The 24,670-nt window shown below is 38.6% G+C and carries 28 protein-coding genes and 4 pseudogenes; 29 read left to right on the top strand and 3 right to left on the bottom strand.

Features of this window, described 5'->3' with window-relative positions:
- The first annotated feature begins 212 nt into the window (after positions 1 to 212).
- The 8 genes from map (at position 213) to ABLT31_RS30735 (ending at position 6,819) form a co-directional block, all read left to right on the top strand.
- Positions 213 to 959: a type I methionyl aminopeptidase gene (gene map / locus ABLT31_RS30770; protein WP_367758900.1), complete on the top strand. Its 747-nt coding sequence runs from the start codon at positions 213 to 215 to the stop codon at positions 957 to 959.
- A gap of 212 nt (positions 960 to 1,171) precedes the next feature.
- The gene (locus ABLT31_RS30765) at positions 1,172 to 1,378 is read left to right on the top strand and encodes a hypothetical protein (protein WP_367758898.1); all 207 of its coding nucleotides are present in this window, start codon (positions 1,172 to 1,174) and stop codon (positions 1,376 to 1,378) included.
- Between the two features lie 921 nt (positions 1,379 to 2,299).
- Positions 2,300 to 2,422: a hypothetical protein gene (locus ABLT31_RS30760; protein ID WP_367758896.1), complete on the top strand. Its 123-nt coding sequence runs from the start codon at positions 2,300 to 2,302 to the stop codon at positions 2,420 to 2,422.
- A 35-nt stretch (positions 2,423 to 2,457) separates the two neighbouring features.
- Positions 2,458 to 2,919: a CBO0543 family protein gene (locus ABLT31_RS30755; protein ID WP_367758894.1), complete on the top strand. Its 462-nt coding sequence runs from the start codon at positions 2,458 to 2,460 to the stop codon at positions 2,917 to 2,919.
- 335 nt (positions 2,920 to 3,254) lie between these two features.
- Positions 3,255 to 3,494 carry a hypothetical protein gene (locus tag ABLT31_RS30750; protein WP_367758892.1) on the top strand — a complete coding sequence of 80 codons (240 nt, stop codon included), beginning with the start codon at positions 3,255 to 3,257 and terminating at the stop codon, positions 3,492 to 3,494.
- A gap of 94 nt (positions 3,495 to 3,588) precedes the next feature.
- Positions 3,589 to 3,681 (top strand): hypothetical protein, encoded by a 93-nt coding sequence (locus tag ABLT31_RS30745; protein WP_367758908.1) that lies wholly within the window; start codon positions 3,589 to 3,591, stop codon positions 3,679 to 3,681.
- 658 nt (positions 3,682 to 4,339) lie between these two features.
- Positions 4,340 to 6,004 (top strand): GMC oxidoreductase, encoded by a 1,665-nt coding sequence (locus tag ABLT31_RS30740; RefSeq protein ID WP_367758890.1) that lies wholly within the window; start codon positions 4,340 to 4,342, stop codon positions 6,002 to 6,004.
- A gap of 29 nt (positions 6,005 to 6,033) precedes the next feature.
- Entirely contained in the window at positions 6,034 to 6,819 is a 786-nt protein-coding gene (locus ABLT31_RS30735; protein ID WP_367758888.1) for a sugar phosphate isomerase/epimerase family protein, read from the top strand.
- Positions 6,820 to 6,869: 50 nt separating this feature from the next.
- Here the strand turns inward: ABLT31_RS30735 and ABLT31_RS30730 are convergent, their stop codons facing one another.
- Both ABLT31_RS30730 and ABLT31_RS30725 read right to left on the bottom strand, forming a co-directional pair.
- Positions 6,870 to 7,019 carry a hypothetical protein gene (locus tag ABLT31_RS30730; protein ID WP_367758886.1) on the bottom strand — a complete coding sequence of 50 codons (150 nt, stop codon included), beginning with the start codon at positions 7,017 to 7,019 and terminating at the stop codon, positions 6,870 to 6,872.
- A 199-nt stretch (positions 7,020 to 7,218) separates the two neighbouring features.
- The gene (locus tag ABLT31_RS30725) at positions 7,219 to 7,761 is read right to left on the bottom strand and encodes a helix-turn-helix domain-containing protein (protein WP_367758884.1); all 543 of its coding nucleotides are present in this window, start codon (positions 7,759 to 7,761) and stop codon (positions 7,219 to 7,221) included.
- 100 nt (positions 7,762 to 7,861) lie between these two features.
- Between ABLT31_RS30725 and ABLT31_RS30720 the strand changes: the two genes are divergently transcribed.
- The 20 genes and pseudogenes from ABLT31_RS30720 to ABLT31_RS30615 all read left to right on the top strand — a co-directional run bounded on the left by ABLT31_RS30720 (position 7,862) and on the right by ABLT31_RS30615 (position 22,106).
- Positions 7,862 to 8,044 carry a DUF2203 domain-containing protein gene (locus tag ABLT31_RS30720; RefSeq protein ID WP_367758883.1) on the top strand — a complete coding sequence of 61 codons (183 nt, stop codon included), beginning with the start codon at positions 7,862 to 7,864 and terminating at the stop codon, positions 8,042 to 8,044.
- Positions 8,045 to 8,599: 555 nt separating this feature from the next.
- The gene (locus tag ABLT31_RS30715; RefSeq protein ID WP_367758881.1) at positions 8,600 to 9,094 is read left to right on the top strand and encodes a methyltransferase family protein; all 495 of its coding nucleotides are present in this window, start codon (positions 8,600 to 8,602) and stop codon (positions 9,092 to 9,094) included.
- A gap of 32 nt (positions 9,095 to 9,126) precedes the next feature.
- Positions 9,127 to 9,618: a methyltransferase gene (locus ABLT31_RS30710; RefSeq protein ID WP_367758906.1), complete on the top strand. Its 492-nt coding sequence runs from the start codon at positions 9,127 to 9,129 to the stop codon at positions 9,616 to 9,618.
- A 623-nt stretch (positions 9,619 to 10,241) separates the two neighbouring features.
- The gene (locus ABLT31_RS30705) at positions 10,242 to 10,436 is read left to right on the top strand and encodes a hypothetical protein (RefSeq protein WP_367758880.1); all 195 of its coding nucleotides are present in this window, start codon (positions 10,242 to 10,244) and stop codon (positions 10,434 to 10,436) included.
- 131 nt (positions 10,437 to 10,567) lie between these two features.
- Entirely contained in the window at positions 10,568 to 10,846 is a 279-nt protein-coding gene (locus ABLT31_RS30700; protein WP_367758878.1) for a hypothetical protein, read from the top strand.
- Between the two features lie 124 nt (positions 10,847 to 10,970).
- Positions 10,971 to 11,141: pseudogene (locus ABLT31_RS30695) on the top strand (VOC family protein); the annotation flags it as partial.
- 695 nt (positions 11,142 to 11,836) lie between these two features.
- Positions 11,837 to 12,133 (top strand): UPF0175 family protein, encoded by a 297-nt coding sequence (locus ABLT31_RS30690; RefSeq protein ID WP_367758876.1) that lies wholly within the window; start codon positions 11,837 to 11,839, stop codon positions 12,131 to 12,133.
- A complete protein-coding gene (locus ABLT31_RS30685; RefSeq protein WP_367758874.1) occupies positions 12,126 to 12,629 on the top strand; it encodes a PIN domain-containing protein in 504 nt (167 codons plus the stop codon). Before ABLT31_RS30690 ends, ABLT31_RS30685 begins: the two co-directional genes overlap by 8 nt.
- A gap of 669 nt (positions 12,630 to 13,298) precedes the next feature.
- The gene (locus ABLT31_RS30680) at positions 13,299 to 13,502 is read left to right on the top strand and encodes a hypothetical protein (protein WP_367758872.1); all 204 of its coding nucleotides are present in this window, start codon (positions 13,299 to 13,301) and stop codon (positions 13,500 to 13,502) included.
- Between the two features lie 465 nt (positions 13,503 to 13,967).
- A complete protein-coding gene (locus tag ABLT31_RS30675) occupies positions 13,968 to 14,279 on the top strand; it encodes a hypothetical protein (protein WP_367758870.1) in 312 nt (103 codons plus the stop codon).
- Positions 14,270 to 14,782, top strand: a complete 513-nt coding sequence (locus ABLT31_RS30670) for a hypothetical protein (protein WP_367758868.1) — start codon at positions 14,270 to 14,272, stop codon at positions 14,780 to 14,782. The genes ABLT31_RS30675 and ABLT31_RS30670 overlap by 10 nt, the downstream gene beginning before the upstream one ends.
- Before the next feature lie 952 nt (positions 14,783 to 15,734).
- Positions 15,735 to 16,280 (top strand): annotated as a pseudogene (locus ABLT31_RS30665) (FecCD family ABC transporter permease); the annotation flags it as partial.
- A gap of 50 nt (positions 16,281 to 16,330) precedes the next feature.
- The gene (locus tag ABLT31_RS30660; protein ID WP_367758904.1) at positions 16,331 to 17,305 is read left to right on the top strand and encodes a FecCD family ABC transporter permease; all 975 of its coding nucleotides are present in this window, start codon (positions 16,331 to 16,333) and stop codon (positions 17,303 to 17,305) included.
- A 27-nt stretch (positions 17,306 to 17,332) separates the two neighbouring features.
- Positions 17,333 to 18,166 (top strand): ABC transporter ATP-binding protein, encoded by an 834-nt coding sequence (locus tag ABLT31_RS30655; protein ID WP_367758866.1) that lies wholly within the window; start codon positions 17,333 to 17,335, stop codon positions 18,164 to 18,166.
- Between the two features lie 35 nt (positions 18,167 to 18,201).
- Complete coding sequence (locus ABLT31_RS30650) at positions 18,202 to 18,789, top strand: nitroreductase family protein (RefSeq protein WP_367758864.1); 588 nt, start codon at positions 18,202 to 18,204, stop codon at positions 18,787 to 18,789.
- 12 nt (positions 18,790 to 18,801) lie between these two features.
- On the top strand, positions 18,802 to 19,170 hold the full coding sequence (locus tag ABLT31_RS30645) for an ABC transporter substrate-binding protein (RefSeq protein WP_367758862.1): 369 nt from the start codon (positions 18,802 to 18,804) through the stop codon (positions 19,168 to 19,170).
- A 54-nt stretch (positions 19,171 to 19,224) separates the two neighbouring features.
- Positions 19,225 to 19,781: pseudogene (locus ABLT31_RS30640) on the top strand (ABC transporter substrate-binding protein).
- Positions 19,782 to 20,010: 229 nt separating this feature from the next.
- A pseudogene (locus tag ABLT31_RS39075) lies at positions 20,011 to 20,769 on the top strand (ABC transporter ATP-binding protein).
- A complete protein-coding gene (locus ABLT31_RS30620; RefSeq protein WP_367758853.1) occupies positions 20,766 to 21,524 on the top strand; it encodes an ABC transporter permease in 759 nt (252 codons plus the stop codon). The pseudogene ABLT31_RS39075 and the gene ABLT31_RS30620 overlap by 4 nt, the downstream one beginning before the upstream one ends.
- 351 nt (positions 21,525 to 21,875) lie before the next feature.
- The gene (locus ABLT31_RS30615; protein ID WP_367758851.1) at positions 21,876 to 22,106 is read left to right on the top strand and encodes a ferredoxin; all 231 of its coding nucleotides are present in this window, start codon (positions 21,876 to 21,878) and stop codon (positions 22,104 to 22,106) included.
- 100 nt (positions 22,107 to 22,206) lie between these two features.
- Here the strand turns inward: ABLT31_RS30615 and ABLT31_RS30610 are convergent, their stop codons facing one another.
- Positions 22,207 to 23,940, bottom strand: a complete 1,734-nt coding sequence (locus ABLT31_RS30610; protein ID WP_367758849.1) for a WD40/YVTN/BNR-like repeat-containing protein — start codon at positions 23,938 to 23,940, stop codon at positions 22,207 to 22,209.
- A 497-nt stretch (positions 23,941 to 24,437) separates the two neighbouring features.
- On the opposite strand from ABLT31_RS30610, the gene ABLT31_RS30605 reads away from it, so the two are divergent.
- Entirely contained in the window at positions 24,438 to 24,662 is a 225-nt protein-coding gene (locus tag ABLT31_RS30605; protein ID WP_367758847.1) for a hypothetical protein, read from the top strand.
- Positions 24,663 to 24,670: the final 8 nt, after the last annotated feature.

The raw sequence follows: 24,670 nt of genomic DNA, 5'->3' as shown, positions 1-24,670 counted from the left end.
GTTGCACCTAAAAGTAAAATATTCATAAGAACGAGCCTCCTTTTGCAAATACTAATATTATACTATAAAAGTTATTTTATTGTCTTTTTCAACAAGGAGTAGTGATGGCACTGCTCCTTTTGACTTTTCAGCATTGGGCAGCATAATTAAGAATGATTTATAAATGGTAAAATAGATATATCATAAGAAAATAACTATATTGGAGGATGTTCATGACTATAGGTTCTCAGAGGGACATCGATGCTCTTAAGGAAATCGGTAAAATAGTATCGATGACAATTTATGAAATGAAACGTCAAGTACGTGTAGGAATGACGACCAAGGAACTGGATGAAATTGGAGGGCAATTTTTGAAAAGTCATGGAGCAATGCCTGCGCCAAAAATGACGTATAACTTCCCAGGCAACACGTGTATTAGTATTAACCAAGAAATCGCCCACGGTATACCTGGAAATAGAAAAATCCAACCTGGTGACTTAATAAACATCGATGTTTCCGCTCAAAGGGAAGGTTATTTTGCGGATTCAGGACACTCATTTCAATTGCCCCCTTATAACCCTTCTTTGATGCGTCTCTGCCAATACACCCACGATACCATGATGAAGGTCATCTCATCACTCACAAATGGAGTAAAACTGAATGAGATTGGCAGGATGATCCAAGTGGAAGCTAAAAAAGGGGGCTACAAGGTTATTAGAAATTTGTGCAGTCATGGTATCGGAAAGTCCTTACATGAAGCCCCTACAGAAATTTTACCTGTATATAACAAGAACGATAAACGAGTATTGCGTGAGGGTTTAGTCATAACGATTGAGCCTTTTTTATCAACAGGGGCAGAATATGTTGTTGAACAACAGGATGGGTGGACATTACGTGTACCTGACAGTAGTTTTGCTGCACAACATGAGCACACCATAATTATTACAAAGAATCAGCCCATCATCGTCACTGTAGCATAAACATTAGAATAATTATTTATCGTTATTGCGCTAACGGAGATCGATAGCGGGGGAATGGAATCGCGACTTCCATCCCCTGCTTTTTGCTGCGGTAAAGGGCAGGTTAGCGGAATAGGAGAACATATAAACGATGTTATATTAAGATGTAATAACAATATATTGGTTGTACAATGAAAGGTGAGATTTTATAAAGTAAGGAAGGGAGAATGTGAATGAAGACAGCATATAAAGTTGGTATGATTGGTGTTTTTGTATGGGTTCTATGCATAATTTATGGCTTTGCAACTTATGATGAAATCATAGATGAATCTAAAATTGCACTTGTTCTCTTTATTTCTTTTTTAGGGATTGTTGTATTCCCAATATATTTTATTTCAGTTTATTTCGTCTATCACCTTTATAATAAGCGTAAAAACTAAAAATCAGTATGATTTTATAACAAATGGATTTGCTTAAAAACGTTATTGTAGTAACGGGGATCGATAGCGCGGGGAACGGGATGCAGCATCCGTCCCTTGCTTTTTTGCTGTATTAAAGGGAGGATAGTGGAATAAAATCTGGCAATGGTACAATAAGGTTATAGTGAAAAATAAGACTTAAATGAGGGATTTAATGTATTTCTTAAAGCGTTTTTTTGTTGGTTTCTCCATAAGCTTTGTTTTCTTGACATTGACAGGTATCTCTTTGATTCCATATGGCTATCCATCAGAACCCTTTTGGGTCGTTTGGTATCGACAAGTAGTTGACCAATTATTTTGGTTTAACAAAATCATTTTTTATTTACCGTTATCCATAATAGTCGGTACTGTATTTGGACTGATTCCACTCGTGTTTAGAAACAAGGGTAGATTAGTGTGGTTATATTTATTAATTTCTGTAACCGTATTGATATTCTTCTTAATGCGATTCGATATCATTGAAATTCTTAAATTTGCTGGACAGTCTAATTTAAAATAATCTTTGCGTTTCTAAGCTAACGGGATTCTATTGTTGAGGAGCAGTCAGCCATCGCTGTTCCTTTTTTATTGAAGTTTTGGGCAGGATACTGCAATAACTTGGGACATGGAGCCGAAATGGACAATGAATAGGAACTAGAGGCGTCTCCAATTCTAGACTGATAACAATCACGATTATGATGCTTTAATATGTAAAACTATATACAATCCGGAAGGCTTATGTATTTCTGTTGTGTAGAGGTTAATTTTTTCTTGGCAGGGTTACGGCATTCGTCTAAGTAAAAGTATCGGACATTAATCAATGTGTACTTTAGTTAAAGTATGATTAAGCAAGTATTAAAACTCCCAAAATGGATGTATAAAATCTTTTATAGGAGAACAAGTATGGCTGAAATGTACAAGCGCGGGCGGATTGAGCGGTTTATTCAAAGTCTTGAGATTCAGAAACAAGCATTTATTAATCAACAGGATCAATCGGAGTTAGCTGATCTACATCGTGATTTTTAAAAAGAAATATTTATCTTGATGAGGAGCCAATGTAAATGTTCTTTATAGCTTCCTTTGTTATTTCATGGGTTGTATGGTTGATATTTGCGGACAAGCAACGATGGAAAGAACTGTTTCCTGTCGCAATTTTCGCCGGTTATCTTGCGGGACTTTCTGATGACTTAATGCGTAATGTAGAACTATGGAGTTATAAATATAATCCTGAAAAGAACGCACTAATCGAGTTCTTGACTGACATTGGAATATACATCGTTACTACCTATCTATTTATCCAATGGTTTCCTAAAAAAAGGGTATGGCTTGTATTTCGATATTTGTTTATTTGGACGGGATTTACGATTACTATGGAATGGATTTATTTTGTAACAGGTCATATTCAATACCATAAATGGTGGAATATAGGTTGGTCATATTTCTCTGATTGGTTACTTTTCTTATTGTTTTATCTTTTTCATAAAAATTTCAAGCTAGAAAGACTGAATGATAATCAAAGATGAGATTACTATTAGATCCTAAATACTAATTAGGATCTTTTTGTTTTTCTAAAATAACGTGATTCTATAGCGTGATATACGAATGCTTTCGGCAGTTTAGTGGAGTAAAATTAACCAAACAAAATGGATAAGGGATACGTCATAAAAACAGAGGTGATTAACCATGCGAAATTTACAAATTATTCTGTTGCTAATCGTATTATTAGTGGGATGTCAAAAAGATAGTGTTCTAGTCCCTGAAGAACAGAAAAAGGAATTTACCCAAGAACAACACCAAATCAACCATAGACAGAACATTATTTTTGAAGTTCAACAATACATCTCGAAAAAAAGTAAAGGTGAAACGACTAACGACTAACGAATGCCTAAAAACCACAGCCGCAGCTATTCGACTGGAAGCACAAAAAATTATTGGTGCAGATAAAGGAAATTACCTTACACTTGCTTATTTAGTTGAAGAAGACAAATTATCGGAAGTCAATAAACTGCTATATGAGCTACAAAACCAACGCGATAGGAATATTGACAAATATAGTCCTCAACCTATGCCCTATAATAGTCCAATTGTTAATAAATAAAAGGTTAAATGTAATGTTTTATTGAGCTAACGAGGCTCTATAGTAGAGGAGGGCTTCTATTGCAAATTAGCCAACTGGAAAGCATGACCGATGGCTGAAATATAAGTTATATGAAAGGGCCGGAGTTAAAGAATATTGGATCGTAGATACAAATAATGAAAACGGTTGGAGTTTTCAACCTAAATGACAGCGGAAATTATCAACTTCAAGGTGTTTATGAAAACAAAGATACCGTCAAGGTAACTATTTTTGAAGTTCTTTCAATTAATCTAAACAACATATTTGGATAAGTCGAACTAAAGTCATCTGTAAAAACATACATTAGATGATTTAGTTTTTCGGTACTTAATAATTTTTACCCTAATTTTATGTTGAGTTAGGGAGGGGAATCTCCACGCCATATATAAATTGTCTTGAGTTATTCTTTGAACAAATTGTTAATGATCTAATTAATATTTAAATTACGCAAAATACAAATTTGGTGTAGTGCATTGAATCTCTAAAATACCAAAACCTCAATGCATTCATGTGAAAGAAAAAAGTATTAATTACGATGAACCCCAAATATTGAAAAGATCCTTAAGGGAGGGTTCTCCAAAATGGATGTTTTAGAAAAATAAAGGAGTACAAAAGTATCTCCCGATACATTAAACGAACCTTAGAAACAATTCTAGAGGCTCTTTTTTATTTACTATTTTTGTTTTAATTTACAAAAAGAACCATTTTACGGTCTCTTAATGGAACTCTATCAGACATTTTCATAAGGCTTCCCTATAATGACCTTCTTCACGGTATCTATTACAACTTACGGAATAAACATAGTTATATAAGATCAAGTAAAGAGAGTGATTAAATTGAAGATCTATATTGCTCAAGAAGAAGAAACGTTGATTCACATCGCAAGAAAGCATCATGTTAACCTGGATGAAGTGATCTTCCAAAATCCACACATTGTAAGTCCTGACACGAATATTGGTGGGGAAAAAGTGAGAATCCCTTCCCCAGCCATAGCAGTACGCCGGCAAATAAATCTTCCCACTTGCCCCTTTGGGTATTCTGAAGAACCCCTGGACCATTGGATTCCGACAGTACCTCTGGAAAATATGGCCGAAACCGAATATGATGTCATCATTGTCGGTTCCGGTGCAGGTGGGGGAGCAGTTCTCTGGCGCCTATGTGAAAAGTGGGCGAAAAATGGGAAGCGAATCGGTATCATTGAAGCCGGAGACCTCTTATTGCCGACCCATGCCCAGAACCTGATTACGATGAATTCCGCACGTTTTTCAAACTATTTATATAATCCAAGGATTTCAACGCTTACTTCTAAATATTCCTCTCAATACCCAGGTGCGAAACAAGTTTTCGCGCTTGGCGGAAAAACCTTATTTTGGTCAACGCTCACTCCCCGTTTGGATATCTCCGAAATAAGATACTGGCCTGTCTCTATTAGGGAAATGGAATATTATTATGGCATTGCCGAAAGAGTGATGAATGTTACCCAAGAATATACGAAGGGATCTTCCATTACCGAAGTTCTGATTAAGCGGCTGCAGGAGGCCGGTTATCCGGAAGCCAAGTATGTTCCGATGGCGGTCGACCTTCAACTTACGAAATACGGAGAGGTACATTCCAATGTATTTTTCAGTTCCATTGCCTTACTAGCTAGAGCATTGAACCTACGTTCATTTGATTTGGCTGTCAAAGCCCGCGCTGTAGAGGTTCTCGCTGAGCAAGGAAAAGTAACCGGAATCAGGGTCATGTCTCCGGAAAAGAAATCCTATGATTTAAAAGCAAAAAGTGTAGTGCTATCGGCAAGCTCTTTTGAGACTCCTCGGTTATTGTTGAATTCGGGAATTCAAGGGCCTGCCATTGGTCATTATCTGACGAATCATTCTTTTGTTAGGGCTTCAGCAAAAATAAATCTAAAACGATTGTCGGAGGTGATGGGTTCGCTCGGAATTCTGGTCCCCCAAAGGGAAAATCGCCCCTATCAGATTCAAATACACGGACCCGGAGGTTTTTTTTGGTACCATCCGGTTCAGGATAAACCCATTCAGGAGGAGTGGGAAATAGGCTTTGCTGGCTTTGGGAAGGTTGAATCCCGGGTTGAAAATCGGATAACCCTTCATCCAAATCAGAGGGATGAGTTTGGAGTACCGGTGATGCAGATCCATTTTTCCTATAGCAAGAAGGATAAAATGGTTATTCATCAAATGACAGAAGCTATTCAGCAGGTCTCCAACATTATGGGAACTCCTTTGATTTCCAGGGGTGGACACCCTGTCTGCATGATGCCGATAGGCAGCGACTTCCATGAGTCGGGAACCTGCCGCATGGGGGAGGATCCAGATTTTTCAGCCACTGACCGTTATGGCCAGATTCATGGCATTTCGGGTCTCTATGTAGCCGACAACAGTGTTTTGCCATCCATTGGAGCCGCAAATCCGGTATTGACTATTGTCGCTTTAGCGATACGTACAGCCGATTATATGAGCAAGCAAATACAATAGAATAAATAGAAAGAGGAGAGGGAATCGCCGTGAAATTTCGCCTGTTGGGCAAGCAGATGTGGGATGTCTCCAAGATTCCTCCTGGATTACAGCTTTATATGTTACGGAACGAGACGAAACAAGATTTTATCGGTACTTTAAAAAAAGTGGCGGACATGGGCTATAAAACGGTCGAATTTGCAGGTTATGGGGATATTTCCGCAGTTCAAATGAAAAAAGCATTGGATGACTTTGGTTTGCTGGGGGTATCTACACACGTTCCTTTCGAAAAACTGAAAAAAGAGCTCGGGAGGCAAATTGAATACAGCCATGTTATTGGAGCACAGTTTATTATTGTTCCGCATATTCCTAAGGAAACATTTATAAGTGATTCACTGTTCCAAAATCTTATCTTCTCCATGAAAAAGATCGCTGAGGAAACTAAACGAAGCAGTCTTCAATTGGGATATCACAATCATGAGCACGAATTTGCCAAGGTTGGAGGCAAATATATTCTTGATAAATTATTGGACGGGGTCGGCAGAGATTTGCTAGTATTGGAACTTGATCTGTACTGGATCAAGAAGGCGGGATTGGATCCGAAGTCCATCCTCAAATCTTATGCAGGTCAAGTTCCTCTTGTCCATGTTAAGGATATGGATAAGGAAGGGGATTTCACCGAAGTCGGAAAAGGGATTATCGATTATCCGTCGATTTTTCCTATTTTCCATGATGTAGGTGTGAAGTATTACTTCATTGAGCAGGATATCAGCCAACATCCCTTAGTAAGTGCAAAACTAAGCATTGATTATTTGAAAGAAATAGGGCTTGCTTAGCACCCTACAATTGATCGAATACAATGAAAGACCAAATCGGATTTAAGATTTCATTGTGGCATAAAATTACATCCACTGATTTCTTGAACATCTTTAGCGATTGAAAATACTTCACCTAATAGAAACTCCCCATAATCTCTTCCTCTATATCGGTCATCAACAGCTAAATAATGTAACTTTTGCTGGAAATTTTTCTTCACCAGTACTGGGCAGTAACCCCAACCAACTGCTCGAGTCTTTCTATACAAAAAACAACAGACCGCCATCCGAAATAGGAGAGGATGCGGTCTGTTGTCATATACACCATTGTTCATTATACATAAAAACATTTAGTTGGCTAGACCCTTTATCAATCAAGAGGAGCTGTTGGAACGGTTCATTAAATGATAGTTATTTCCTCTATGAAGCCTGCTTCCATCTCCGTTGCTTCAGATACTCGATGGCATCTTCCACCTCTTCTGGAGACACTTCCTGATCATCAACATAGATGCGGGAAACCGTTTCTCGTCCCGTGAGCCAATCTAATGAACATTGATAGTAGTCGGCCAGTAACAAGAGAATATCCAAAGCGGGTAAACGAGACCCAATTTCATAATTCCGTAGGGATTCCCGGGTGATTCCAGCCCCTAATGCCACTTGTTCTTGGGTTTCCCCGCGCCGTTTACGGCATTCACGGAGTCGGATAACCAAGGGATGATCCCGGTGAGGGTAGGTGGCCTTTTTTGGTGGGATCTGCATCAACTTTTTGAATTCATCTATGGATTCCCCCAATACTTTCACCACATTTTCTAACGTTTGAATTTGCGGTTGCTTCGCTTTTCCGTCTTCTAACTTCTTAATATATTCAACGGTCACACCAGCTTGGGCAGCTAACTCCGACCGTCCCCATTTCTTTGCCATCCGTTTATCGTATACCCACTTGGCTAGGGCTTGTGCATCCATCCATAGACACCTACTTTCCTCTTATTACTTTATATAATCTATTGTATAGGGCAACCGCTCCATTTTCCACTTTCCTGGCAGCTTTTAAATGGAAGCTAATATGAATATTAACAATATACATACCCAAGGAGTTCAATTAAAGGATATTGATCATGGATTAATTGATTTTCCTGCTTGGATCGATGGTGAAGAGGTTCTGCTTTCCTGGATACAAGGGGAGGATCAGATTGAGTATTACCATGGTATCCACGAAGGCTTTATGGGCAGAAAGAAAATTAAATAGCACCTGTCAAGAAAGAGAGAAACGCACCGACTTCTAATAGTTAGGCATTTCTTTTAATCTTAGGTTTAAATCGTAATAGTCCACGATAAAAGGTGTCGGAGTAGTACAAGAGGACGCGCCTGCACACCAGAGGTGTGTGATTGGAGCCAGGCTAATTTGGGGCATGCCAAGAGGACCCTAGACCAGGTTATGATTTCCCATTCGGTGCCCGTTTTAAGGAACAACCAATAAAACCCAAAAGGGAGAAAAAATTTAACATATTGTAAGCTTAATACCAACGACAATAAAGTCATTAGAAAGAAGTAAACAGGAATTAATATTTCAATCCAACCCCATGAAAGAGGTGACAAGAATGTCTATAAAAAATAAAGAGAAGCAAAGACCTCAATGGGACGCCTTGTCAAAAGCTTACTATTTTGAAAACGAAGGAACAATGTATCTTTTAAATTGTCTAATAATTATGATTTTATAGTTTTGTTTCCTGTTTTATAATTAAGTTTGTCCAACTGGAAATTATTTGTATTCTAATCAAAATTTACTGATTGGAGAGATAAGATGCCAAACGAATCCCAACAACAAATGTCTTCCCCAGAAACTCTGTTCCAAATGATTTTAGGTGGATGGGTCCAACAATCCGTTTCGGTTGCCGCGAAGTTAGGTATTCCGGATTTGTTAAAAGAAGGTCCTAAAAGCCATGAAGAACTCGCTATAAAAACCAATACGCATGCTCCTACCCTTTATCGTTTAATGCGTGCGCTTTCTAGGGTTGGGGTGTTTACAGAGTTGGAAAATAAAAAGTTCGAAAATGGTCTTCTTGGTATTTTTCTTCAATTAGACGTAGAGGGTTCTATGCGAGGAATGGCAATTATGGTTGGAGAACAATGGCACAGAGACTCTTGGAGTAACCTCCTATATACGGTTCAGACAGGAAAAACCGCCTTTCATAAAGTTCATGGTAAGGGCATCTTCGATTACTTATCGGAGAACCTTGAAGCGGGAGAAGTTTTTAATAACGCCATGTCGGGAATTTCTAAAATGGACCGGTTTTAGAATGTTACGATTTTTCCGTATTCGATAGGGTCATTGATGTTGGCGGCGGACATGGTGGCTTAATGGAAGCTATCCTCAACAAAAACCCCAACTTAAAAGGTACGGTATACGACCTACCCGCTGTTATAGAGGGAACAAAACAATACATCCAGAGCGCAGGACTCGATAAACGCTGTGAATGTATTGCAGGAAGTTTCTTTGATTCGGTTCCTTCAGGTGGAGATACTTATGTAATGAAACACATTATCCATGACTGGAGTGATGAAGAGGCGCTTACCATCCTTCAAAATTGCCGACAAGGGATACAGGTAACCGGAAAGTTAATTTTGCTCGAAGCTGTAATTGAACCGGGTAATAACCCCCATCCGATGAAGTTTGCAGATTTAGAAATGATTGTACAGGCAACTGGAAAAGAGCGCACAGAAAAAGAGTTTCGAGAACTATTTGAAAAAGCCGGATTTAAACTAACAAAAATTATCCCTACTCCGACTATCATTTCTATCATCGAGGGAATACCTTCATAATTTTTTTGATAAAAAGCTATTATTCACTAGTTGATAATAGCTTTTTTATTGTATATAAAAATAATGCTATAACTTGATGTGTTGCAAAGCTATCGGGAATCGATACTTGATTAAAACTGAAAAAAATAATGGCTGCCATCGAATGGCAGCCTATTGTGCTATTAGAGGGAGTTTAATGAAATAAGGGCATACTATTGATTAGGCTTTTTTAAAGATTTATTTTCTTGAGGTGAATATAATGGAACGCAAATTTGGATTGTTTTCTGGATTTTTTGTTGGATTTGTTTTCCTGATAATTTCAACAATGATAAATCCTAACGTAGAATATTGGATACAAGTTAAATTTGGACGAATTATTTATAGTATCTTAACTTTTTTTGCTGATGTTTTACCTTTTTTCAGCTTAATTCTAATTATTATCTTCGGGATTGCTTTATTGGTTGATGCTTTTCGTATCCTATTCCGTAGTTTTAGATGACATAAAAGGATTTGTTTATTGTCCAACGGGGATCGTTACTGAAATAAGATAAATTTCCACACAAGGTATATTTTGTATTATAATGGAACTTGTTAAGTTGTAATCCCAATTGGATTCCAGCAGATGTATTAAAGGAGCAAAAAAGATGTCAATAGAAAAAGATCAAATAATTACTTTAACGGAGAGAAAAGGAAATCGTTCAAGAAAGACCAAGGTAATTGATGTACAAAGTCGTTTTGTGGTTGTCAAAGATATTGACCATTCCTGGTTCAAAGAGAGCCTGTTACTTGTGGACATAGAAAACGATTTACATCCCATCTATGAAATCATGATAGGATGAGAACAATACTGGTGCTGCCCTTCGATGGCAGCTCTTTTTATTGAACGATGCTTAATAAAAGACATCTTAAAAAATCAAGTTAAAGGAGTTTGATGAAGTTCACTGACAGGATTCATTAGGAGGTATAAATCATGCAACAAGGTTTATTATTTTTGCTATTTATGATTTGTATTGGTTTAGTAAGTTTAATATTTATTTTAAAAGAAACAAAAGGTAGACCAAGAATTGAAATTATCGCTTTTTCGATTCTGCTGGTTATGACAGGATTTGCTGTGAATGAATTACACGATTTTAAGCAATTAGGTGATACCTTTACTTTATTTGAAGGCTTATATTTTGCATTAGGACGGTTGTTTATAGTTGTAGGTTTTCTCACTGGACTTATAGGCTTTTTCTCTGGGAGAAACTAATTTATTTTATGGTATCGAATGTGTGGTTACTAAGGTACTGTATTTTACTCAATCATAAGGGCTTTTTATAACAATAGGGTACACCCTATCGGAACGCTAGCAAGACAACGTAGTACCAAAATTGAAGGAGTTAGCTGTCAACATTCTTCCCAGCAGAATTAGAGATGAAAGAGACAAGCGTTCCGTTTATTTTACAGACCCCGATGGACATGAATTTGAATTTCATGCAGGGAACTTGAATGACCGCTTAGACTATTACAGAAGCGAAAAACACCATATGCAATTTTTTGATTAAAATAAGGATATTTTATTGTGCTAACAGGAATCGTTAGCTCCATAAGGGCTGCTTCGGCAGCCTTATCGTCGTTTGCTCAACGAAAGGGCAGGATAACTCAATAGCGTATATGAGAACTCCCTTAAACCGAGGAAGGGATTCGAGAATAAAAAGGGATGGACTAGAGACATTCATCTAAAATCCATCCCATGAATCATTCTATAGACATTAAGTAAAATAACAAATTTTTTTTGATAAAAAATAGGTGCAGGCAACTGGTTGATATTGAAATTCTCAATTTGATAGTGGAAAATACTTTAACAGGTAAATCAAATCTTTCTTCAGTTACCCTGTTGGAGTTCCAATAGGTCCTACTCTTTTGGGACAGCCTTATTCGTAATGACAGATTTTTTACTTCTTCACTTTCTTCTTTATATGATTGGAAAGTTAATTCGACGAGGATCGATAGCACGGGGATGGAATCAGCAACCGTCCCTTTCTTTATTGCTGTGGTAACGGGTAGCATTTTTCTGAACCAAATTTTATATTGAGAGTTAGATAGGGGAATATTTCAATTCTCTTGAGTTATTCTTTAAACAGGTAATTGATCCAAAGGACATTTAATTACGCAAAATTCGAGTTTGGTGACATTATAATAAGAAAATGAAATTGATATTAGGTTAAATGATATACTATGTATAAAGGGGTGATTATCTATGTTACCAGAAAGTAACTTACCGGAGGTAAAGGTATCACAGGAACTTCTGAATATTATTGATCGAACTGGGATAGGAAAAACCATTGATGAGAAGGTAAAACTTTCTTTGGCTATCGGACTCTTCGTAGAAAAGGCCGTTTCTTTAGCGCGTGCTGCAGAGCTAGCCGGTAAGCCCCTTGCGACCTTTATTGAGATCCTTCACTCTAAACGAATTTCTTGGATGGAGTACACCGAAGAACATTACGCAGATGATCTGACTGCTATCCAAAAATATACGGAGGAGAAGAATGGGTAGTCAGATTATAAGCAACACGAGTCCACTTATAGCCTTATCCATCTTAGGACGCTTGAATCTACTATGGGAATTATTTGATGTAGTGTATATCCCAAAGGCAGTATACGATGAGATTGTTTTGCCGGATCACAGTAAATTGTTTGGAAAAGCAGATGTCATTCAAGCAGTACAAGAAAAGAACATTATTGTCTACCAAGTGCAGGATCAACGTTTGGTAGATCAATTGTTCGGCAAACTGCATCGAGGAGAGTTGGAAACTATTGTAGGAGCTAGGGAGCTTAATGCAGATTTTACCCTTTTAGACGAACTCTCCGCTAGGAACATGGCAAAAACCTTTTTTCTCACTCTTATTGGAACCATTGGAATTCTTAGTCTTGCAAAAAGAGAAAAGAAGATTCAAGCAATCAAACCCTGTCTTGATATTCTTATTGCTCATGATTATCGTATATCAAAAAAATTATATGAATTTGTCTTAAAACAAGAAGGAAAAGAATGAGATCGTTTAGTAATTAAACGGTCTTTTTGTTTTAGATCTTTAACTTAGAAGCTTTATATGTTGAGTTAAAAAATAGTTTTAACAATAGGCAAGTTCATTTCGTATGTAATATCAATGAATGTTACCTTTATTTAATTACGCAAAATACATCTTTGGTGTATAGAAAAATCCGTCATATGTAGTTAAAACGACTTTCTTTTTGTAGTGAACTTAGAGAATAATAAAGATAGGAATATAGAAAGGACGGGGTTCATATGCAATGGGAAGAAGTTCGCCGGCTATATCCAAATACGTGGGTACATCTCCAAACAATAAAATCACATGTAGAGGATGATAAGAAGTATATTGATGAGGTAGCCGTTATCCGTGCGATCCCAGATGATCGTGAGGCTACAAAAGTTTTGGTAAAGTGTAAAGGAGATACACTTGTTTATCATACCTCTAGACCCCAAATTGTTATGACTATAATCCAAAAATCGTCTTATCGAGGGTATATAACACCATGAGAATCGAATTGGTTAATGGTCTTTTACATTCTAAACTAACCCTTACTTACCATGGACATACTGAAACAATAGATCGGCTTATTATAGATACAGGAGCCGCACAGACACTTATTTCATTTTTGATTTGGGAATTTTTGCGAATCCAGAGGATGAGCTCACGATAATGAGTGGGATAGGAGGCGAAGAAATTTCTTTTCGTAAAGTTATTGACAAAGTGACTTTTGACACTTTAGAAATTGACATGTTTCCACTCGATTTTGGTGACCTAGACGAGGGATTCGGAATCAATGGAATTATAGGGCTGGATATTTTGTTAAGAGGAAAATTTGTCATTGATTTAGATGAAATGAGGGTGCATCCTAAATAAGTGACCCTCATTTCTCATATTTTAAACATTATATGTATAGAGATATGACTTAGTCATCCAATTGATAACATCGCATGGCTAACATATTCAAACTCTATTTTATGGAAAGAAAGGAATACAAAGGTGAATAATATTTTTTTAATCGATTCCTGGTTTATTTTAATTACGCAAAATTCGAGTTTGGTATAAGTTATATATCTGTATAAAAAACCAATCTTAAATACTCTACTTCGTAGAGATAAAGAGCATCCTAAGTTAAAAACCGGCACTAAAACTGTGTATGGTATTTGATTGAGGTTGTCAACCGAAGAATGGTATGCTAAACGAGCATAACTGACTAATTTCCAACTTTTGTGTTATAATTTCTACAAAGACATTAGAGGAGAAAAGTATGGTTTTTGAACCACATATTTATAGGGATGCGATAGATGCTCGAAATCGGATTATCCTCAAGGGGTCTCCGATTTGGAAACCCGGCAAAGATGTATCCATCTGAAAACTCGAAAAGACTATGGACACATTGACGATGAATGGGAACTTGAAGACTATAACGATTTAATCATGACAATAGTTAATGATCCGAGTAGTGAATTTTATTTTTATCCATCTTTCCTACCTAATAAATATTTTGTACTAGGCGACGGAAAATGGATAGTAATGTTTGGAATAGACGGAACAATGGAAACATGCTTTCCACCATCAAATTACGATGAGTATATTGAAGGAAAATTTCTTTATCTTGGTACAGTGGAGGAGGTGCTCGAAGAATGGATGTAAAACAATCAATTAAGATCTATCGTCTTTCTGCTGATAACTTTGACACAAGTCCCTTTGAGGCACTTGATATGTTACACCGCCGATGTCAGCTTGAAAAGAAAAGAGATGATATGACTCAAGAAGAGCAACAATTACTCTTAGATGCCGACCGTGTGTTATTAAAAAATGCAGAGAAAATGCACAAACATCTTAGCGATGTGTATGAATTTAATGAAGAACATACAAATAAGTCATTCGCCGAATGGTGGTGGCATTTAGACAAAGTTGTAAAAAAAGATATCAACGTTAATCTCGAGGATCTTTTACTGATGGAAGTCCCTGATTCCGAACGTCCAATTCGCGAACTTGTGGAGTTTCGAAATGAAGAGGCATATCATCGTTTCTTAAAATGGAGTAAAGAAGATCAAGACGTCCGCCTGGTAGATCTAAGGACTAGTAAGGATGTCCGAAAGCACGCAGCCATTCTTTCTAGAATGAAAAGGATGCAAAAAAAGGTCAAATAAAACACACCTACATTAGGTGTGTTTCTTTGTTTAACTCCTGTGTTTAATGTGGTTAATTCATAATTATTGATTACGCAAAATTTTACTTACTCAAAGGTGAACGGCAGATCGATAGCTGCCTATCAGTACACTGTCCATTGGAGGTCCCATTGGAATATACTGACTTTTACCTAAAGGAAGATAGATATATTCGATGGTAAAGGGAGGAGTCCTTGCCTGTGTTCGAAAGGTACAGTTGTTCCTTTGTTCCATACTGTAGTTACTTCAACTATTGCATTCATTGAAGACATCCTTAATACAGGTCTTATAATCAGAAGTTAGTGCAACAACCAGAACAGATTGGAATCACCAGGTGTGCTTTCCAAGAGGGAGTAATAGTCAGTAATCGCTTAAGTTAGACCATTGGATGGGCTTGAATACACTATAGTTGATGACCTAAACAGGCCGGGCCACATACATTCTATTCGGATCTTTTATCTATTGAGATTTTTGAGAATTTGATTTAATCCATATGGTGCTAATTACCATCCTTAAATGATATGAGACATCCATATAATTCTATCGTTCAATATCTTATTGAATTCTCTGGTTATAATTGGGGTTTTCTTACTGTAGGGCAAATATGATAACCGTTTGATAATAACTATAAAGTACAATCTATGTCAGTGAAGACCTCCTATTCTTCTTTATACTTTCTCTCACTTTAAAGCTTGCTATGGAATACTTATTGAAGTCACATTTAATTCTCCTATTTACTTTTCCAACGCAACTCTACAAGTAGAATTCAGTGTAACTTCACACTATCTAATTTCTTAAAACAAGACCATTCAGCTACGCTTCCTGATCATTATAGTATGAGAAGAAGGTTACTGACTCTCATCATTCGCAATCCAAATCTAACTCGTTATAGACTGTATTATTTTGTAAAATAAAAATCATTGTTTTACCTACTCTGGCAGGGGCTGCCGTCTCCGCCCTTCTTTCCTCCCTCAGTGAAGGAATTGCGATCTATTACCAAATTGGACAAGATTTAGCCTTTTGGTATGCAGGAGGGGTAGCAGGAACAAAGTGGATACAGATTCAAATGATGGCTCCTTGGATTGTTGGGGGATTGATTGGAGCTTTGATTCTTTCCCGTTCGATCACCGTCCTAAGCTTAGGAGACGAAGTCGCTTCGGGATTGGGGCAGAGAACCCTTTGGATTAAGGTTGCAGGAACTGTCGTGGTGCTCATACTTGCCGGTACAGCTGTATCAGCAGTCGGTCCCGTAGGATTTATTGGTCTTATCATCCCTCATGTGGCCCGTTTCCTGGTTGGAGTAGACTATCGTTGGATCATTCCTTGCTCCGCTGTTCTGGGAGCTCTTCTGATCGTGTTTGCAGATATTGGAGCGAGAATGGTAAATCCTCCTTATGAAACACCGGTTGGCGCAATCACCGCACTCATCGGCGTTCCCTTCTTCTTATACCTTGCCCGAAAAGAGAGGAGGGAATGGTAATGCCGCTATCTAGCCTACAGAAGGCAAAGTCTGCTCGTTTCAGATTCATCATGGGAGCGTTAGCCGCACTCCTTATCCTATCATTATTGGTTAGTGTGAATACGGGCTTGATCCGTCTTTCTCCGATGGATGTCGTAAAGACTCTGTTTGGGGCAGGTACGGAAAAACAAGAACTGATCCTATTCGATTTTAGACTCCCAAGAATCATACTTTCCGTGTTAGTCGGAGCAGGGCTAGCGGTTTCTGGAGCTATTCTTCAAGGAATATCACGGAATGTGCTCGCCGATCCAGGAATTCTTGGCATTAATGCGGGAGCCGGTTTAGCGGTTGTTCTATTCATTTCTTTTTATCCTTCCAAAGAAGTCGCTCCCGTTTTTTTGCTTCCTTTTATGGCTTTGTTGGGAGCAGGGCTAACGGCTTTGCTCATCTACTTGCTTGCTTATAAAAAAGATCAGGGCATCTCACCGACTCGGCTTATTTTGGTTGGAATCGCTGTAGCCGCAGGAATCAGTGCGGCCATGATTGTTCTCAACACACGCCTTGACCCAAGAACCTTCCAGCTTGCTGCCATTTGGCTGGCGGGAAGCATTTGGGGAACGAATTGGAAGTTTGTGCTTGCCATTTTACCTTGGCTGATCATTCTGCTTCCCTACACGATTTACAAAGCCCGGGTATTGAACGTCTTAAATCTGAATGAACATACGGCGATTGGTTTAGGTACATCAATTGAGAAAGAGCGATTAGGATTAATCGCGACGGCGGTTGCCTTGGCTGGATCCAGTGTGGCTGTCGGCGGCGGAATCGGATTTGTCGGACTCATAGGTCCTCACTTGGCACGTAGGCTTGTCGGTCCCCAGCATCAATTTCTTATTCCCGTTTCTGCGATGGCTGGAGGGTTACTGCTTATCGTAGCCGATACGCTGGCACGATATATCATTCAGCCATCAGAGATTCCGGTAGGAATTGTGGTGTCCGTCATTGGCGCACCTTATTTTCTCTATTTGCTGGCGAAATCAAAGGCTTAAACCATTTTTACCAAGGGGGGAACGAGCATGCATCGGTTGCATACTGAACAGTTACATATTGCTTATATCGATCAATTGATCGTGGAGGACTTAAATCTAAGTATTCCGGAGGGTAAAATTACTGCCCTAGTCGGTGCAAATGGTTCAGGAAAATCTACTATTCTTAAAGCGATGGCTAGGATGATAAAGCCTAAAAGCGGAAATGTCTTTCTCGATGGAAAATTCATTCATCAGCAGTCTACCAAGGAGGTGGCGAAGCAACTTGCCATCCTTCCTCAAAACCCAACGGCTCCAGATGGGTTAACGGTCGGGGAGTTAGTTTCGTATGGAAGATTCCCCCAACAAAAGGGTTTTGGATCCTTGATTAGGGAAGATAAAGAAATGATTCAATGGGCTGTACAAGTGACAGGAATGAAAACATTTTTTGATCGCCCTGTGGATCAATTATCTGGTGGCCAGCGTCAACGAGCATGGATCGCTATGGCACTTGCACAAGGAACCGATATCCTTTTTCTCGACGAGCCAACCACTTTTCTTGACATGGCTCATCAGTTGGAGGTCCTAAAGTTGTTGGAAAAGCTCAATCAAGAAGAAAAGAGGACGATTGTTATGGTGGTTCACGACCTCAATCACGCCTCACGATTTGCTCACCATATGGTGGCGATCAAAACAGGAAAGATGATGAGAGAAGGGACACCAGAACAAGTGATGACGCCTGAGGTATTGAAGCAGGTATTCGGAATTCAAGCGGATATTATCCCAGATCCACGCACCGGGGTGCCGTTATGTCTACCGTTTGATCTTGAACCGCAAGGAACGAAAGTGGAGGATATTAAAACTGCGGCAAGTGTAGGGGCTTAGGAATATCTATTTTCTATGATTAAAGGAGGAAAACGATGAGAAGTCAATCCAATACGGAATTCGTCCGTTACACAGGCATAGCCAAAACCATTCGGGAAAGACGATCGATTAAAAGCCATTATAAAAGTGATCCGATACCCACGGAGTTGATTATTGAACTGCTTAATGATGCTGTATGGGCACCCAACCATGGGTTTAGAGAGCCGTGGAGATTCATCTTCGTTCCAACCGAACAAAAGCAGAATCTGATTGATGATCTGCTTACCACCTTTTCTGAAGGTGAGCAGGATAAAATGCGGGATTATCTCGGACAAGTGAGTGCTTTCCTTATTGTCATCATGCTAGAAGATCCACGGCAGAAGCAGTGGGAAGAGAATTTTGGAGCGGTTAGCGCTTTAATCCAAAACTTTCAACTCCTCGCCTGGGAGCGTGATTTGGGGGTGGTTTGGAAAACCAATCCTCACATCTACAATCCAAAGGTGCACCAAATCCTTGGTGTCCAACCGGGTGAGAAAGTTGTCGGGTTCCTGCATTTGGGGTATTTTAGTCCAGATCATGTTCCTATAGCCAGACCTCGAACACCGGTAGAGAAAAAGTTAACGATATTCCAGAAAGAGAAGTAGGAGGAGAAGTTGATGTCCATTTTACGTAGGTATTTATTTGTTGTTGCACTCCTTATGGTAAGTGCCATCATTCTTACCGGATGTGGATCGAGTCAAGAATCTAACACACCGGCCAACACATCGAGTCCAAGTACAGAAGAGACAAAGGAATCTTCAAAAAGAGTAATCAAACATATGGCGGGTGAAACAACCATTGAAGGAGAACCCCAAAAAATCGCTGTATTGGATTATCGTCTAGCTGACTCTTTATTAGCTCTAGGTATTACCCCCTATGCCATGACAAGCTATATGGGAGGTACGAATATAGAGTATATTGATGGAAATCCGTTAAAAGATGCCAAAAATTTAGGAGAAGAGCCTAACCTCGAAGCGATTCTTTAAGCTCAGCCTGATTTTATTATTGGACGTCAAGACGATGTTAAAATCTATGATGATTTGTCGAAAATTGCTCCAACCATCCTTGTTTCGATTAACAATGACTGGCGTTTGAACTTCCGTGAACTGGGGCAAATGCTAGGTAAGGATCAAGAAGTCGAGAAATGGATGGCTCAGTATGATCAAAAGGTAGAGCAAAGAAAAAATTAAGTGAGAAGGTCGGTAAAGATGAAACGGCCCTTTATATGCGGGTTATGCCAAAGGAATATCGAATTCACGGTCCTAACCAAGCGTTTGGTGCGACTCTAGCCCAGGATCTAGGTTTGAAGCCATTACCTCAAGTTGAATCGATCAAGAAGTTCGAAGCTCTTTCTATGGAAAAATTGCCTGAATTAAATCCAGATTATATTTTTATTCAAGTCGGAGGTCCAGTCAAGGGTGGAGATAAAGAGGCGGAAAAGAAATATGAAGAACTGACCCAAAGCCCCCTTTGGAAAAACCTTAAGGCTGTAAAGAACAACCAGGTTTACCTCGTTCCTTACTGGGTAATCAGCGACTACCCTCACATTAAGGATAAATCCATCGATCTTGTGCTTGAAAAAATGGCTGTGAAGTGATACTAAATAACAAGAAAAAGCAAGTGGTCCCTCTAAGGGACCGCTTTTTGCTCGTTGAGTGATTCAAGTCTGTATATTTTGTGGCAAACCTATACTCTAAATGGTAGTTTAATTGAAGAAATATGTAAATAACTATGCGATATTGTACTCCGAGTAAACATCACGTTCGCTATTTTCGAAGTGGGTACACCTGGTGTCAAAAAAAATGAGGGAATGAGTGATATGAGGTATGGCTGAAGACATTTTTCAACCCGCCATTCGATTAAAGCAAGTGTATAAAACGTTTTCCAGTGGAGAAGGGCCAATCCCGATTTTACGTAACATCAATGGTGAGGTTCCGGCAGGGACGATTGTAACCCTTGTAGGACCTTCTGGTTCCGGAAAGAGCACGTTATTGTCGCTCTGTAATCTTTTGCTAACTCCAGATGAAGGAGAAATTTGGATTCATGGGAAAGAGGTACGGGATTGGGATGTACCCGTCTTACGTCGTAACGTCGGATTGGCTTTTCAATCAGGAGCCATGATTCCAGGAACTGTCCTGGATAATTTTGACGACTGCCGCTCGTTTGCACGGTTTCCATGTTGAAGATCCACAACAAATGATCCGATACGTAGGGTTGTCTGAAGAAATCCTGACCCGTAACGCGGGGGACCTTTCTGGGGGACAAAAACAACGGCTGTCCCTTGTCCGTACCTTGGTCAATCGTCCATCCATATTACTTTTGGATGAAATCACGTCTGCACTCGACCTTGCGTCCACAAAGGAAGTGGAAGATTTGATTCTACGAATTCAACAGGAGAAAAAACCACCATTTTATGGGTGACACATGATTTAAAGCAGGCTCAAAGGGTTGGGGATTTTACATGGCTTCTCGTCGATGGCCGTTTGATCGAAGCAAGGGATACGGGATCGTTTTTTAACGATCCTCAGCAAGAATGGACCCGTCAATTTTTACAGGGAGAAGTTTTGGGGAGGAGAGCACAATGACCCTCTTTACGCTTTTGATGACATTAGGATTTGTCTTGATTGCGCTTCTTTTATCCATATGGCTAAAACTGGGTCTCGAACGGGAAATGGTCGTCACAACGGTACGATCAACTGTGCAGTTGCTCATCATCGGATACGTCTTGAAAACGGTCTTTTCTTTACAGGATCCTATATTTATCTTACTTATGGTGTTCTTAATGATTGGAGTTGCAACCCAAAACGTTGTAAAACGGGGTAGAGGGGTACGGGGAATTACGTGGCGGGTGTTGGTCACGATCTGCATTACTGAAGCGGTCTCTCAAGGATTTTTAATGGTCTTCGATATCGTTCCCTCCACGCCTGAATATATCATTTCTACGAGCGGCATGATAGTAGGCAATTCGATGATTATCTCTAGCCTGTTTCTGGATCGTTTCAAGTCAGAGGTAAAAACACGTAAACAGGAGATTTTAGTTCTTCTTTCTTTGGGTGGAACTCCTAAACAGTCTATTTATCCAATCCTTAAAGAAGCTATCCGTGCTAGCATGATACCCTCCATGGACAGTAAGAAAACCATCGGCTTGGTGCAATTACCCGGTATTATGACAGGTATGATCATTGCGGGTGCCGATCCGATTCAAGCGGTTCGATTTCAGTTGCTTATTGTGTTTGCGTTTATGGCCTCATCAACGCTTACAAGCATTATTTTAGGGTTCTTGACGTACCCAAGTTTTTTCAATAAAAATCAACAGCTTATCGCTGATTATTCAGATTAACTATCAAATTAACGTAGTATTTATTTATTTTTAAAAGGAACGATCAAATCGTTCTCTTTTTTTGATCGTTTAAGTATCAAGCTTGACTCGTTCTAAATTTTGGGGAATTATCAAAGGAATAGAGGCAGGATGTAACTGGAGTATAAAATTTAGGTTCTTTCTTATGGGGTGGAAAAGTCAGTTTATTTATTAAGATCGGGTGAAATAGATTGAATAAACCACCAAAAGGAAATCATCTCATTGGTTTATAAATTTAGAAACCAGACTTTCCGTTTATAGCCTTCACTATCTAAGCCTGTAGTGATTACAATGGAATTAGGAACGAATTCCAATTCTTAGGAGGTACTTTTAGTGGCTAAATATACGTGGGTTGACAAAGAAACGTGTATCGCATGTGGTGCTTGTGGCGCAACCGCTCCCGACATTTACGATTATGATGATGAAGGACTTGCGTACGTAACCCTTGATGATAACCATGGTATTGCAGAAGTCCCGGAGATTCTTTGGGATGACATGAATGATGCAGCCGAGGGATGTCCTACAGATTCCATTAAAGTTCAAAATGAGCCATTTAATAAGTAACAATGAAAAAACCACCTAAGTGGTTTTTTTTCGGTCTAAAATAGCCATTATAATGTCGTTTTATCTTAAAATCGACATTATAATGGCTATTTTAGTATCTTTAGGTTATAGTCCAAAGTCCATTAGAATAAGAACTCACATAATATTTGTTTCCATATTGAACTGCTTTGCTTATATTAGGGCCAACAAATACAGATTTTATGTCTGTTGGATACTGAATAGAAGCAGTAAATAGACCTTTATTAGTACAAATGAAAATCTCACTCTCACCATAAGGTAGAATGTTAAATATTTTGAAATGGTAAGGGAACATTAAATCCCAACCAGAGCAAGTTTTTAAATATAGTTTTCCTTCCTTCGTGATTCCAAGCCAGTTATCATCCAGACATACCAGTTTGACCATTTCGTGGTTGGTAGGAACTTTACACCAGCCATCCATAGGTGTATATCGTAATAATCCAATATCCGTTAAGATCAGGATCTCATTTCCAATGGAGACAGCATCGTGAAGAAAATTCCAATTAGTGGTTTTTGTTAATAAGCGCCAAAATCCGTTATGTTTTTCCCATAAACCTTTTTTGTTGATTAAAGTCAGTTGCCCTTTAAACAGCATAATCTTTGCATATTCTTTCATATCTAGCAGACAAGGGGCCCACTGATCCTCCTCCTTAACATAAACCCCTTTTTCCGTTTCTAAAAAAAGTTTATCAGCGATGAGTTGAAATTGATAAGCCTTTACCTGATCTGGAATACCTTCATTATTTAATTTCCAGCTTCTCTCATCCGGAGTGGAAAGGATTCCTTCATTTGATGTAATCATCCACAAATGACCATCATAATCGATAAGATCGGCAACGTTGAAATTTTGGAATCCTCGAAACCACTCGAGTTGTTGGTATGAACATTCTACTGAATGCACGCCTGCGCTAATCCAATCTTGCTCATTGGCGGCAATACGCCAGATATGCCCTTTTTTTTGGCCAATAGGCACCATCTTCTTTTCGTTCCAAGAAATTTTAAAAACTCCACCTTGCGCTGCATCACTGCCATCCCCATAAGCGGCTACATAAATGTTATTCATGTTTGAGTGTATATCCAAATAACCTCGTTGAGGATGTTCATTTTCTATGGTAAACCAGTCCTTTTCCTCGCTCTCTAAAATGTTTTTTAACTTGAGATTTATTGCTTTGACATAACCATAGTGTCCTACAGCGCAACCGGCGGAGCCTGTAGCAATTAAGATATGGTTATCGTAATGATTGATGGATGCTATCATAGAAAAGCGTTCGTTTTTAATCAATCTCCATTCCCTATCGTATAAGACCCATAGCCCACCTAAAGTAGGGTGTATTTTTGTTCCAAGCAACCACATACCGTCCGGCATGACATGAATCGTCCGTATTTCCGGTTTTCTTCCATTAATCGATCGGAACGGATCTATTTGTTTCCATGACATACCCTCATCTGATGAATAAAAGAGATATCGGGACGTATGGGTTAACCATTCTTTTTCATTTATCGCTATTATTGTCCAAAGGGGAGTAGAGGGGATACCCTGGTTACGTTGCTGCCATGTTACTCCATCATCATAACTAGCGAGAACGGAACCTTTGTCTCCGCAGGTTAAAATTAATTTGGAATGTGACTCAGAGTAAAAGTGTCGATGCCGAAAATAAGTCTTTTTGACTAAAGTCCAAGGTCTAGTTGCTTCCTTGCGATAAATCCCATTACCATCAGCTTCTAATATATAAGTTCCTTTTGGTGTAATGTTAACCGCTGTCGCTGAACCGCCGAATAATCCTTCCGTTACTTTTTTCCAGGATGTCTTAATCATGGTACCTCCCCAAGATGGTGTAGTTATATTTAAAAATTACAATAAATATGAATTTCTCCACCAAAAAATGGTTGAACTAAATATTTATTGGATCGGATCAAGAACAACCAGATGATAACTAATCTTAGGTGCGGCAATAGAGTGAGGATATACTCATTTTATTATCCATGCTCGTCGTCCAATAACACCAAGTATAGAAACAATTTTTTGCATTGGTCATACATGATTTACTCAATAGCAATCCATTTGTAGAACGAATACTTATTAACAATTTTTTAAAATTAATTATACGAATGGTATGTGGATTTCTTTATTTAGTCCGAGCATGTAGAGGATAGGGAACGATAGACTCAAGTATTATTTACGTTTTTTTGAGTTGACAATAATTATCACTATTAATTATACTATAACCATAATGATAACCATTATCAAGTTATTAATTTTAAATATACGTTAAGTAGGAGGAATCCAAAATCGATCCTAGTACTCTTTTATTAATGTTTATCCATGATGTTCAAGATAGACGAGGGTTAAAGTGGAACAAAGATATGGAAGGAGATGTTATTGCAATTATTGATGAAATGAAGAATAAGATTAGGAGCAAAGTGGTCCATGAGGTTGAAAAATTACTTATGTATATAATGGAAAATGACTTAAATAATCGAGAAATCTTATCGTGTTCTGATTATAGTAAGGGTTTTGAAAGTATTTACACTCATTAAATTTGCGG

Source organism: Ammoniphilus soli, from assembly GCF_040813775.1.
Note: the sequence above shows the minus strand (reverse complement) of the source record. Positions and strands in the feature narration are given on the sequence as shown.

What these genes read in the sequence shown, in the direction of transcription:
- ABLT31_RS30650 (WP_367758864.1), top strand. Translation starts at nt 18,202, where the DNA reads ATGAGAAGTCAATCCAATACGGAATTCGTCCGTTACACAGGCATAGCC.
- ABLT31_RS30760 (WP_367758896.1), top strand. Translation starts at nt 2,300, where the DNA reads ATGGCTGAAATGTACAAGCGCGGGCGGATTGAGCGGTTTATTCAAAGT.
- ABLT31_RS30680 (WP_367758872.1), top strand. Translation starts at nt 13,299, where the DNA reads ATGAGTGGGATAGGAGGCGAAGAAATTTCTTTTCGTAAAGTTATTGAC.
- ABLT31_RS30755 (WP_367758894.1), top strand. Translation starts at nt 2,458, where the DNA reads ATGTTCTTTATAGCTTCCTTTGTTATTTCATGGGTTGTATGGTTGATA.
- ABLT31_RS30720 (WP_367758883.1), top strand. Translation starts at nt 7,862, where the DNA reads ATGAATATTAACAATATACATACCCAAGGAGTTCAATTAAAGGATATT.
- ABLT31_RS30685 (WP_367758874.1), top strand. Translation starts at nt 12,126, where the DNA reads ATGGGTAGTCAGATTATAAGCAACACGAGTCCACTTATAGCCTTATCC.
- ABLT31_RS30610 (WP_367758849.1), bottom strand. Translation starts at nt 23,940, where the DNA reads ATGATTAAGACATCCTGGAAAAAAGTAACGGAAGGATTATTCGGCGGT.
- ABLT31_RS30670 (WP_367758868.1), top strand. Translation starts at nt 14,270, where the DNA reads ATGGATGTAAAACAATCAATTAAGATCTATCGTCTTTCTGCTGATAAC.
- ABLT31_RS30645 (WP_367758862.1), top strand. Translation starts at nt 18,802, where the DNA reads ATGTCCATTTTACGTAGGTATTTATTTGTTGTTGCACTCCTTATGGTA.
- ABLT31_RS30765 (WP_367758898.1), top strand. Translation starts at nt 1,172, where the DNA reads ATGAAGACAGCATATAAAGTTGGTATGATTGGTGTTTTTGTATGGGTT.
- map (WP_367758900.1), top strand. Translation starts at nt 213, where the DNA reads ATGACTATAGGTTCTCAGAGGGACATCGATGCTCTTAAGGAAATCGGT.
- ABLT31_RS30690 (WP_367758876.1), top strand. Translation starts at nt 11,837, where the DNA reads ATGTTACCAGAAAGTAACTTACCGGAGGTAAAGGTATCACAGGAACTT.
- ABLT31_RS30655 (WP_367758866.1), top strand. Translation starts at nt 17,333, where the DNA reads ATGCATCGGTTGCATACTGAACAGTTACATATTGCTTATATCGATCAA.
- ABLT31_RS30705 (WP_367758880.1), top strand. Translation starts at nt 10,242, where the DNA reads ATGTCAATAGAAAAAGATCAAATAATTACTTTAACGGAGAGAAAAGGA.
- ABLT31_RS30715 (WP_367758881.1), top strand. Translation starts at nt 8,600, where the DNA reads ATGCCAAACGAATCCCAACAACAAATGTCTTCCCCAGAAACTCTGTTC.
- ABLT31_RS30605 (WP_367758847.1), top strand. Translation starts at nt 24,438, where the DNA reads ATGTTTATCCATGATGTTCAAGATAGACGAGGGTTAAAGTGGAACAAA.
- ABLT31_RS30725 (WP_367758884.1), bottom strand. Translation starts at nt 7,761, where the DNA reads ATGGATGCACAAGCCCTAGCCAAGTGGGTATACGATAAACGGATGGCA.
- ABLT31_RS30700 (WP_367758878.1), top strand. Translation starts at nt 10,568, where the DNA reads ATGCAACAAGGTTTATTATTTTTGCTATTTATGATTTGTATTGGTTTA.
- ABLT31_RS30660 (WP_367758904.1), top strand. Translation starts at nt 16,331, where the DNA reads ATGGGAGCGTTAGCCGCACTCCTTATCCTATCATTATTGGTTAGTGTG.
- ABLT31_RS30620 (WP_367758853.1), top strand. Translation starts at nt 20,766, where the DNA reads ATGACCCTCTTTACGCTTTTGATGACATTAGGATTTGTCTTGATTGCG.